We start from the raw sequence: 438 nt of genomic DNA on the forward strand, positions 1-438 counted from the left end.
CGTGCTGATCGGTGACGGTATAGGTGAAGGTTTCACTCAACTGGCTGCCCACGCCCAGTTGCTGGACGGCAGACAGGGCGTTGTTGAGGCTGTAGCTGTAACTGCCGTCAGCCAGCAGGGTGAACGATCCGTACTGGCCGGGGGTTGCGGACTGGGACAGAAAGCTCACCGTATCCCCGGCGTCCACATCCGCAGGCGTGGGAAGCGAGCCGCTGATGCCGGCCTGATCCTCATTGATGGCCGCCACGGCGGCGCTGACCTGCGGGGCGTCGTTGGTTCCGTGGATAGTGATGGTTATGGTGTTGGACGCTGTTGCGCCGTGCTGATCGGTGACGGTATAGGTGAAGGTTTCACTCAACTGGCTGCCCACGCCCAGTTGCTGGACGGCAGACAGGGCGTTGTTGAGGCTGTAGCTGTAACTGCCGTCAGCCAGCAGGG

General features: G+C 62.1%; 1 protein-coding gene. It reads right to left on the minus strand.

The features are described from left to right. A partial coding sequence (locus tag V6C16_RS15025; protein ID WP_333543626.1) for a VCBS domain-containing protein occupies nt 1-438 on the minus strand: 438 nt, incomplete at both ends.

The organism is Desulfovibrio sp. 1188_IL3213, assembly GCF_036763145.1.
Lineage (GTDB): Bacteria > Desulfobacterota > Desulfovibrionia > Desulfovibrionales > Desulfovibrionaceae > Desulfovibrio.